This window comes from Hydrotalea flava (genome assembly GCF_001623405.1).
GTDB lineage: Bacteria > Bacteroidota > Bacteroidia > Chitinophagales > Chitinophagaceae > Hydrotalea > Hydrotalea flava.
The window spans coordinates 31,763-42,679 of the sequence record NZ_LUHG01000045.1 but is presented as its reverse complement, the minus strand read 5'-3'; the positions used below and the strand labels follow the sequence as shown (position 1 = coordinate 42,679).

Sequence of the window (10,917 nt, the reverse complement as noted above, 5' to 3'; positions counted from 1 at the left end):
TTAAAACACGAGAGAAAAAACAAATATTTAAATATTTTTTACTGTTTTTGAAGAATAAGTTTGGTAGGGCCATTATCATATCCGTTTCCACCAGGACCGTCTGCTTTTAATTCCATAGTTAAAGTAATATAACCTGTACAGGAAAAAACATACCCTGCTACCCCATTGGCACCAGTACCTACTGCTGTCATATTATAACCACCACCATAATTGCCAAAATTTACTTTCTTAACTGTTGCTGTTCCACTGGCAGGATCAACATCAACTACTAAAGGCTTTACTACAGAGCCATAAGCGGGATTTGGATACACCTGGCTTAAATTTACTTCATTAGGGCCAGGACCATCTGTAACCTGCACCATATCACCCGGCTTCCAATCTGCCCAGTCATCTCTTATTACTTGATAAGTTCCGGCAATAGGTGCCACAAACGGACAAACCACATAAGCACTGAAAGTGAAAGCACTGTGATAGTAGAAACCAGTCACTAATCCACTACCACTGTTATTGCCTGTATTATTTACATCATAAGTTTTGCCACTTTTGGTTGTAATTCGATTATAGAAAGTGTAATTGGTCCCGGGCTTAATGGCGGATGCACCACCTAAAGCTGTTGCCAATTCGGCACCGGAAACTGTAATGGTAGTTTGTGGACTGGTATAATTCACAGTTTTTACTTTTTTCCATAATGTTGTATCGTAGGATGAGCCAGGAACTACAAAAACTGTAATACTGGTTATGGCTTCACCATTGGGATATTGGTGAACAATGACTCCTACTGTAGAGGTAGATAAAGCTGCATAATTTAAATTTTGGCCTAAAGAACTATCCAGAACCAAATAGGAACCTACTCCAAAATTTTTATAACTACTTAAAGGATTAATATCTCCACCCGTTTTTTTACAGGAGTTGGTTACTGTTATTAAACAGACAACCGATAAAATGTATAATAGCTTCTTCATGTTCATAAATTTAATCATTTATTTAATAAAGTTATCTGGGTTATTATCCCAAAATACTTTGTTTACTGCATCACCTGGTGTTTTTTGAGCTGGTGCATTCGAGTTTCTGTTTACAAAAACAGAAGGATAAAAAAACGAACGCATAAAGAAACCTGGAGATGGTGTAGTTACAGCTAATTGAACATTGGATGGTTTACCAGTTCTGCGCAAATTATTGTAAGCTTCAACACCATTTCCCCACAATGCAATATAATATTCATTCATTACAATATTCATCTGTGCATCAACATTTGGCGCTGCATCATAACTATTTAAAACTAAATTAATGTAGTTATTAATTTGAGCGGTTGTAGGAACCTGAGAAGCAGGAACACCTGTAAAACCAATAGATGCAGGAAAATTAATCACTTTATTAATAGATGCAGTTACACCATTTTGTAATAAAGATCTGGCAGAGCCCTGTGTGGTAATACCGAGTGATAAAGCAGCCTCAGCTTCTAAAAAAGCGGTGTATGAAGAAAGCCATATTGGATTTATACCGGCTCCTCCGGCACCCATCCCTAAAGTAACAGATGCGGCCTGATCGGCATCAAACTGTCCACCGGCAGGATATAAACCCCAAGCCGTTCTGTAACCCCCATCTGGCGGTGCTCCACTATTATCGCCATGATCACGGCCTAAATAACCTTTACCCACTACGCAATAGGGTGTTTGATCAGGCACACTTGGATACCATGCAGGAAAATTAGAATTACCATACAAAGAATTGCCAAAACATGGAGCAGTTTGTTGATTGGCCCAGCTATAATTGGTTACCTGACGATAAAAATAATACCTGGCTCTGGGATCTGCATTACTGCTTGCATTATTGGCAATATTAACAATACCATTATATTTTTCAGCAGTTACTGCCCAAATAAAGTAATTACTTAAATACTCACCTACACCCCCACTATTTACATAATCTATACCATAATGTTCATGCCTACTATCCGGAGCGGTTAAATTTGTTCCGTATTTAAAAACAAAATCCTGTGCCGGGGTATTAATTAAATTATTTTCAGTTAACAAAGCCTGAATTTTAGGCCCTACAGTATTATCTACCAAGCGAGCCTGCATATAGAATTTTAGCTTCAATGTTTTGGCTAATGTTAACCATTTTGCAGCACTGCCATTATAAAATAAATCGCTGGCAGGTTTTGCTGTTGCTGTTTTTTGAAAATCAGCGATTGCACTATCCAAAAGCGATTGTACGGCAGTATAAATAGCTGCACCGCCATCTACTTTAGGATTGGTATTGGCGGCACCTAATACAGCTTGTGAATAAGGCACATCTCCAAAATCATCCACCAAAGTGCCATAAGTAAATGCCATTAGCGTTCTGGCAATACCGGAATGGATGTATTTTTTTTGTTGAATGGCCAAAGGCAGCATGGCGGTAGCATTGACCAGCATACTGGAATAGGCGGTTGTCCACATACCATCAAAACTGGCAGGTTGATAGGCGTTTTTATACAAAGGCCCACCCCAGTTTTGTTGTCTGCTTAATTGTGCACCATAATCAGAAGCAGTAGTCCAAAAGTTATTAAAACTTAGTTCTACCTGATTTAAGTACAAGTCTACATCCGCCGTAGATAGGCCCGGATAATTTGGATTATTTAAATTATAATCCAGCTGTTTGTTACAGGATACAAGGGTTAGAAAAATCCCCAATCCAATAAATAATTTTTTATAAGTCATTTTACGCAGTTTTAATTTAAAAATTAGAATGTTACCCTAATACTGGCTCCGTAACGACGTGCAGAAGGACCAGTTAAAAATTCCATTCCTCTTCCATTACCTACTCCCAAACCATTCACATCCGGATCAAAATGAATATACTTAGGGAAATTAGGTGCATAATACCAAAGATTACTTCCGAAAAGTGAAACTGAAATGCTACCAAAAGGTAAGTTCGTTAACAATTTTGCAGGAAGTTGGTAGGAAAGAGAAGCTTCTCTTAACCTGATACAGGTTGCATCATAAATGGCAGTTTCATCAGGAGCGCCACCGGTAATGCTATTACTAAAAAATGCTTGTGTAGCTGATATCTGTATATTATTTGGCTGACCATTTGCTAAAACACCTGGTAGAATATATGGGGCTGCTCTGTCAAACTGTGTATCTTTTGTTACACCACGTCCTAACAAGGCTCCTGAAGTACCAGAGTATAAATCGCCTCCTGCAGTAAAATCCCATTGCATTCTAAATGAAAACGCTTTATAACTTAATTCACTGATACCGGTTAATTTGTATTTAGGGTTCGGATCGCCTATAATACCAATATCATTTGCAGCAACATAGTTTCCATCAACACCAACTAAACGCTGTTTTGTCTTAGGATCCCTTTGTATGTATGATCCCATAATAACGCCTAAAGGTTGCCCGTTTATGGCAAATGTTCCCTGGTTTGAATAACCGGAAGTATTGATTCTGGTGATATAGCTGGGCAAATCACTCACATTGCTTCTGTTCAATGACCACAAACCATCTAAGTGCCATTTCCATTTTTTACCTCTAATAACATCATATCCCAAAGCCATTTCTATTCCCTTATTGGTTACAGTACCTGCATTAATTTGCTGGAAGGTATAACCGGTTGAAGGGTCTAAAAATCTATTCAAAATTTGGTTATTGGCTACTCTTCTGTAAAATGACAGATCTAATGTTAATCTATTATCAATAAATCTGCCCTCAATACCGGCCTCTGCTTCTTTTAATAATTCAGGTTTTAAATCCGGATTGGGCAATTGCGTTTGTAATGAATTCACATTAATTGCAGTTCCACCCCCTGTAATAAAAGAGCGTGTACCAATATTTAAAGAAGGCCTGGTGCTATATGGATCAGGGAAATTAGCACTGGTTGAATATCCTAACCTGAACTTCAAATAATTGATTTGTTTATTGCCTTGCAGCCAATTGATTACGCTGGTAGGGATAAAAGATACACCCACATTTGGATAAAATAAACTACGATTGCTTTTTTCAACAGTAGAGGCCCAGTCGTTCCTGCCTCCAAAGTTTAAAAATGCATAATCTTTATATCCTAACTGCCCTTGTGCAAAAGCACCCACCAATAGTTTTTCTGTATTATAGTTTAAAGGAGCACCTGCTTCACTATTGATATCATGGGTAATAAAGTTGCCGTGGTTCATTAATCCATAAACCAGTTGCTGTGTGCTCGTCATCCCGGTCTGTGAAAAATTATACTTTCTGGCATTGAAACCCGCATCTAAGTTTAAGTTGAAGTTGCTGTTGAGGTTTCTGTTAAAATTCAACAATACAGTATGATCCATAATTGTATTCAATGCAGTAGAGGTGCGTAGTATACCGGTTGGGGTAAAAATACCCCCTTTGTTTTGCGCATACATTTGAGATTCTGTATAATTATCTATACCAACATGGTATGATAAGTTAATGCCTTTAGCCAAATCTAAACCAATACGCATTTGGCCAAATACACGGCTCACTTTATCATCTGTAAATGAATTGTATAATGTCCACCTGGGGTTTTGGATATCATTACTTCCCCTATAGTATACAGAAGAGTGATCAAAAGGATTTTCATAAGGTAATCCCATTAAATCTACTGCAGTAGGCGTATACATTACGTTACCAAAAATAGATGTATTGGCAGGGTTGTTACCATAACTATTACTGGTTGGTGGTGATTTTACATCATCAGACACATAATTCAATGTACCACTGATGGTTAAATTGTTGGTTAATTTTGCACTACCTCCCACACCAAAAGTATTTTTAAACATACTATTCATAGGAATATATCCGGCATCACCGGTATAACCATAGTTCATATTGTAATTTAATTTACCAGAGGTGCCTGCTACATTAATAGAAGTGGTACTGGTATTTCCGGTTTGGAAGAAATTGTGCACGCTATTATAAAATTTATAAGCATAGGGTGCACCGGCAAATTGCGGGAACACATTGGCCAAAGCTGCCCTATCGTATGGATGTTTTACTATGGCAGGCGGGTTGGTAAATTTAGCCCCCCAGTTACTAAAGAATGCAATACCCAAGCTCAAATCAAAGCCACCTCCATATTCTTGGTTATAATCAGGTAATACCGCTTTGGTTTGGAAAAAAGATTGCGAAACGGTAACTTCCTGTTTTTTCCGAACAGTACTAGTGGAACCATTTTTTGTAGTTACTAATATTACTCCATTTCTACCGGCAGAACCATATAAAGTAGTAGCACTTAAACCTTTTAATATACTGATACTGGCAATATTATTAGGATCTAGGTCTAAAAACCTACTAGAAGTTTGGTTACCGAAAGTAAAATTGGTTGATTGATTATTGGTACCGCCATCAAAGGGTACCCCATCAACTACCCATAATGGCTGTGAATTGCCGGTAATGGTACTTATGCCGCGTATATTAATATTGGTACCACTTCCACTTAAACCACTGGTACTTACAATACTTACACCGGGTGCTTTTCCGTTTAACACCCTGGCTATATCGCCTTCTGGCCTAGCCTCTAAATCTTTACTTCCCACAGTAGAAACCGCATAACCCAGCGCTTTCTTTTCTCTTTTAATACCTAAGGCAGTTACTACCACTTCGTTTAAATCTTCATTCTCAGGAACCAAGGTAATGTTTAAATTTTCATTAGCTCGAACCGTCATTTCGCGTTTGGCAAAACCTACGCTTGAAATTTGAATAACTGACCCCTCTCTTAGATTTAATTTAAATTTTCCATCAGCATCGGTAGAGGTACCCTGCTTTGTTTTTTTGTCTACAATAGAGGCACCATCTATCGGCTTGCCTTTATCGTCTGTTACTTTACCCGAAATTGTTACTGTTTGGGCATGTACACCTGCAAAAAGTAGCAAAAGGCAGAAAAAACCATCAATAGTTTTTTTCTCATGTTGCGGTAGTTTTGGTGAATTAATCCGTTTATCACGTTATATGACCACTCAAATTAAGATTTAGCTGTTTAGAAAACAAAAAATAATTTAACTTTTTTTTATTAAAGTTGATTAAATATTTTTTTTGCATGTATTTGCAATGTATTTCAAGCCTTTATAGATAACATTTCGTTAACATTTAGTATTTTTTAATCTTTATCTTAAAAAAGCCATATTGTCATATTAATATCTCCCGTCATGCCATTCCTGCCGAAAAAGAACAACTCGCGGCATTGTGGGTATTTTTTTACCCCATTTCATCAAAAAATATTTTGTCATCTGCCTCATTATTGTAATTTAGTGGTGGAATTTAATGGGTTAGTAAGTAAAGGGGTCGGCTTATCAGCTGGCCCTTTTGCGTAAATAATACCCCCTGATCAGATCAGATACAATAGCAATCATGCCCCAACCACCATTCAGCCATTGCAAATGCATTGCGAACATAGCGACCAATGCATTGAAAAATTTTATATCTGCATGCTTCATTTCTTTCGCACTATTTTGCAAACTTTTATTCTATCTCATTCCTCTTTCAAAATGTGCTTCTTGATGATTACAAACATATATCTATGAAAAATATAAATGCCGCTGCATCACATCATTCATGCAGTGCACTGAAAAAATATTTGCATAGCATTTACCAATAACCATCATTCCAATTTTCAGAAGTACCATTTTCTGTTACAGCCCTGTAACTTTGATGTTATGAGTAAAATTAAAACTGCTTTTTTTTGCAGCAACTGTGGTTATGAAAGTGCTAAATGGCTCGGCAAATGCCCGGCATGCAATAACTGGAACACATTTATTGAAGAAGTAATCGACAAAGGCAATAACAAAGAACAAAACTGGAGTAACTATGGCTCACAACTCAAAAACAACAAGGCCATAGCGTTAGATGCAGTTACCCATAACGAAACACAAAGAACCATTACTACAGATAATGAACTAAACCGTGTACTGGGCGGCGGTATTGTTGCAGGCAGTATTGTACTGGTAGCCGGCGAACCGGGTATTGGTAAAAGCACTTTGTTTTTGCAAATTGGTTTGGCTTTACAATCGCTTACTGTTCTTTACATCAGCGGCGAAGAAAGTGAACAACAAATTAAAATGCGTGCAGACAGAATTCAAGTCAAGCACCCTTCTTTTTATTTACTTACAGAAACCACTACCCAATCTATTTTCAACGAAATAAAAAAATTGCAGCCGCAATTGGTGATTGTAGACTCCATTCAAACATTACAATCGAATTTAATTGATTCCGGTGCAGGCAGTATTTCACAAATACGTGAATGTGCTGCGGAATTTCAACGCTTTGCCAAAGAAACCAATACACCGGTTTTTTTAATTGGCCATATTACCAAAGATGGCACCATTGCCGGACCTAAAATTTTAGAACACATGGTAGATACTGTATTGCAATTTGAAGGAGACCGCCACTACACGTACCGCATTTTACGTACCCTTAAAAACAGGTTTGGCAGTACCGCCGAATTGGGTATTTATGAAATGACGGGCGAAGGCATGAAAGAAGTAACCAACCCCTCTGAAATTCTTTTAACACAACGCGATAATGAATTAAGCGGCAGTGCCATTGCTGCAACGGTTGAAGGCATTCGACCTTTATTGATTGAAGTGCAAGCATTGGTTACACAAAGTGTTTACGGTACCCCACAACGAACCGTAAGTGGTTTTGATTTAAGAAGACTGCAACTATTGTTGGCGGTATTAGAAAAAAGAGGCGGCTTTTTATTTGGTACCAAAGATGTGTTCATAAACATTGCCGGTGGCTTAAAGGTAGAAGACCCATCCATTGATCTGGCCATTATTGCGGCCTTACTTTCCTCTTATGAAGATGTAGCATTGCCACCACATATTTGCTTTGCAGGTGAAGTGGGTTTAAATGGCGAAATAAGAGCCGTGAACAGAATTGAACAACGCATTGCCGAAGCTGAAAAATTAGGATTTGAAAAAATATTTGTATCACGCTTTAATAAAAAAGGGATTCAACCTGCTAAACATCATATTGAAATAATTGCACTGGGGGAAGTGCAGGAACTCTACCAACGTTTGTTTTAAAAATGAAAACCTCGCTTTGCTACTGCCTGTTTAAAAAATAAATACGCGATACATTGTATGTGTTTTATTTTTAGGTTATGATGCAATCTATACAAAATTACTGGCACAGCTTTTCCCGGCTTTTCTTTCCGCACCTTTGCGAGGGTTGCGGTACAGATATATTAAGCGACGATGTATTACTTTGTCCGCATTGTTTCTTACAATTACCTACAACCGGTTTTTTTTCCGCTCCCGATAATCCGGTAGAACAATCTTTTTACGGCAGGGTTCCCGTTGCTGCGGCAGCTGCTGCATTTTATTTTACTAAACATTCGCTGTTACAGCATTTGTTGTTTCAATTAAAATATAAAGGGCATCAAAAATTGGGCATCTGGCTGGGCGAACAGGTTGGCAGCCAACTTGCTACAAGCAACCGTTTTCAGCCAATAGATATCATTGTTCCATTGCCGCTGCATCCCAAAAAAGAAAAGTTGAGAGGCTATAATCAGGCTGCATGCATTGGGCAGGGCATCAGCAGTATTGTACATAAACCTTTGGTAACCAATGCAATTACAAGAGCTAAGCATACCCAAACACAAACCCAAAAAAACCGATCAGAACGCTGGCAAAATATGGAAGATGCATTTACCGTATTGCTTCCCGAAGTTTTACAACACCAACATGTTTTGCTGGTAGATGATGTAATTACTACCGGTGCCACTTTAGAAGCCTGCTCTGCGGTACTACTATCAGTTCCGGTAGCTTCTGTTCGTATTGCAACCGTGGCTTATACAATTTTATAACCTTTATTCAAAAATTAAACTTTATTCCCCATCATTTGTTACTAACTTCAACCACATAAAACACCTATCATCATCACACCAAAAAAATAAAGCACATGAAGTATTTTTTAACCATTGTAGCCATTGTTGCATTAACCTCTTTTACTACCAAGAAAAGCAACAACACCATTTATCAGTTTAAAGTACCTTCTATTAATGTGGGTACCATTGAGTTTGCCAAATATGAAGGCAAAAAAATTTTAGTGGTAAACACGGCCTCTAAATGCGGTTTTACCCCTCAATATGAGGCATTAGAAAAATTGTATGAAAAATACAAGGATAAATTAGTGATTGTAGGTTTTCCCTGTAACCAGTTTGGCGGTCAGGAGCCCGGCGGCAGTGCCGAAATTGTACAATTCTGCAAAAAAAATTACGGTGTTACTTTCCCTTTAGCTGAAAAAATTGATGTAAAGGGCCCCAACATCTCTCCCGTGTACAAATGGTTGTGCAATAAATCTGAAAACGGTGTTTTAGACGCCACCATTACCTGGAACTTCAACAAGTTTTTAATTGATGAACACGGTAAATTATTGGCTTATTTCCCCAGTACTGTTACGCCAGATAGCCCTGAAATTTTAAAGTACCTGAATTAGTAAGTGCATAAAGATTTTTTGAAAAGGAAGATGTTTATACCACATCTTCCTTTTATTTTGTACCCATCATGGAACTAAAGGATGTTATTGGACAAAACGCATTGAAACAGCAATTGGTAGCAATGGTGCAGCAAAACCGATTGGGGCATGCCTTATTGCTGATTGGGAAAGAAGGTAGCGGTGCCCTACCACTTGCCATTGCATTTGCCCAGTGGATGGTTTGCCAGCCCGGCAAACAGCAAAACATTCGCCACGCACTATTTGGCGAACCGGAACCGGCTGCAGAAAAACCAGGTTTTATTAGCCCAGAAGCCATGAGTGGGATGCCTAATTTTACCAGAGCGGCGCAGTTTATGCATCCCGATTTGCATTTTTCCTATCCCGTTATTCCCAGAAAAAGTGGCGATAAACCCGTTAGTACCGATTATTTTCAAGACTGGAAAGAATTTGTACGGCAATACCCTTATGGCAATGTGTATGATTGGCTTCAATTTATTGGGGCGGAGAATAAACAAGGTAATATTACTGCAGAAGAGTGTAACGATATTATGCGCAAACTAAACCTAAAAAGCTTTGAAAGCGCATATAAAATATTGGTGCTATGGATGCCGGAATACCTGGGGAAAGAAGGCAATAAACTACTAAAACTGATTGAAGAACCACCTGCCAATACCCTATTTATATTGGTGGCCGAACAGGAGGAAGGGGTTTTACCCACGCTGGTTAGTCGTTGTCAGGTAATTCGGGTGCCGCTGATAGAAAAACAGGATATTGAAACTGCTTTGATGAAAAGAGCACAATTACCGGCCGATACAGCTGCCCAAATTGCAGGGGTATGTGGCGGTAATTACCGGGAAGCCCTCCAAATGATTCAACATGCATCGTCCGACTGGCAGAGTTTACTGCGAGAATGGCTGAATGCTTCCTTAAAAGCCGGCCCTGCCGCCCAAATGAAGTTTATTGATGAAATGGCCAAAACGGGCCGTGAAAAACAAAAACAGTTTTTACGCTATTTTATTCATTTATTAGAACAAAGTCTGCATATTCGACTATTGGGTACTGAAGCAGCTAATTGCCTGCCTGCCGAAAGCGATTTTGCCCAACGCCTCAATAAAATTGCCTCTGTAACCCAACAACAGGCTATAGTTGAGGAGTTAGACAATGCCATTTATTATATTGAACGCAATGCCAACGCAAAAATGTTGTTCATGACCCTCACCATTAAACTGCAATACATTATACAAAACAAAGTAACCTTACATGTTTAAACGGTAATGGCAATAAATTCCCTATTTTTGAGTTTGTAGAAAATGGAATGTAGGGTTGCGTCCCCAAAATCTTTTACCAGATTAGCAGGGGCATAACGGAATTTGTACCTGATGCAATTGATGTATCCATATATTTTTCAAAAGCATACACGGTGTTATAAAACGCCATAGTTCACAACTGTTCTGAACGTTGAAGTGAGTGACACAACAGGCGCTGAACAAGG

At 38.5% G+C, this 10,917-nt stretch carries 7 protein-coding genes; 4 read left to right on the top strand and 3 right to left on the bottom strand.

The window, feature by feature from the left end; genetic code table 11:
* Positions 1–38 precede the first annotated feature (38 nt).
* The 3 genes from A0F92_RS04625 to A0F92_RS04615 are packed head-to-tail and all read right to left on the bottom strand — an operon-like array spanning position 39 to position 5,860.
* Positions 39–962 carry a hypothetical protein gene (locus A0F92_RS04625; protein WP_167516813.1) on the bottom strand — a complete coding sequence of 308 codons (924 nt, stop codon included), beginning with the start codon at positions 960–962 and terminating at the stop codon, positions 39–41.
* An 18-nt stretch (positions 963–980) separates the two neighbouring features.
* Complete coding sequence (locus A0F92_RS04620; RefSeq protein WP_068242175.1) at positions 981–2,702, bottom strand: SusD/RagB family nutrient-binding outer membrane lipoprotein; 1,722 nt, start codon at positions 2,700–2,702, stop codon at positions 981–983.
* A gap of 23 nt (positions 2,703–2,725) precedes the next feature.
* Positions 2,726–5,860, bottom strand: coding sequence for a SusC/RagA family TonB-linked outer membrane protein (locus A0F92_RS04615; RefSeq protein WP_167516812.1), 3,135 nt, complete (start codon positions 5,858–5,860; stop codon positions 2,726–2,728).
* A 780-nt stretch (positions 5,861–6,640) separates the two neighbouring features.
* Here A0F92_RS04615 and radA point away from each other — a divergent pair.
* From radA to A0F92_RS04595, 4 genes are all read left to right on the top strand, one after another.
* Positions 6,641–8,011: a DNA repair protein RadA gene (gene radA, locus A0F92_RS04610; protein ID WP_068242171.1), complete on the top strand. Its 1,371-nt coding sequence runs from the start codon at positions 6,641–6,643 to the stop codon at positions 8,009–8,011.
* 77 nt (positions 8,012–8,088) lie between these two features.
* Positions 8,089–8,793, top strand: a complete 705-nt coding sequence (locus A0F92_RS04605) for a ComF family protein (RefSeq protein ID WP_068242169.1) — start codon at positions 8,089–8,091, stop codon at positions 8,791–8,793.
* Positions 8,794–8,888: 95 nt separating this feature from the next.
* Complete coding sequence (locus A0F92_RS04600; protein WP_068242167.1) at positions 8,889–9,425, top strand: glutathione peroxidase; 537 nt, start codon at positions 8,889–8,891, stop codon at positions 9,423–9,425.
* Between the two features lie 68 nt (positions 9,426–9,493).
* Positions 9,494–10,693, top strand: coding sequence for a DNA polymerase III subunit (locus A0F92_RS04595; RefSeq protein WP_068242165.1), 1,200 nt, complete (start codon positions 9,494–9,496; stop codon positions 10,691–10,693).
* Positions 10,694–10,917 lie beyond the last annotated feature (224 nt).

Bases quoted from the DNA above. Each gene is read 5' to 3' on its own strand.
- A0F92_RS04605 (WP_068242169.1), top strand. From the start codon at position 8,089: ATGATGCAATCTATACAAAATTACTGGCACAGCTTTTCCCGGCTTTTC.
- A0F92_RS04600 (WP_068242167.1), top strand. From the start codon at position 8,889: ATGAAGTATTTTTTAACCATTGTAGCCATTGTTGCATTAACCTCTTTT.
- A0F92_RS04625 (WP_167516813.1), bottom strand. From the start codon at position 962: ATGAAGAAGCTATTATACATTTTATCGGTTGTCTGTTTAATAACAGTA.
- A0F92_RS04620 (WP_068242175.1), bottom strand. From the start codon at position 2,702: ATGACTTATAAAAAATTATTTATTGGATTGGGGATTTTTCTAACCCTT.
- A0F92_RS04595 (WP_068242165.1), top strand. From the start codon at position 9,494: ATGGAACTAAAGGATGTTATTGGACAAAACGCATTGAAACAGCAATTG.
- radA (WP_068242171.1), top strand. From the start codon at position 6,641: ATGAGTAAAATTAAAACTGCTTTTTTTTGCAGCAACTGTGGTTATGAA.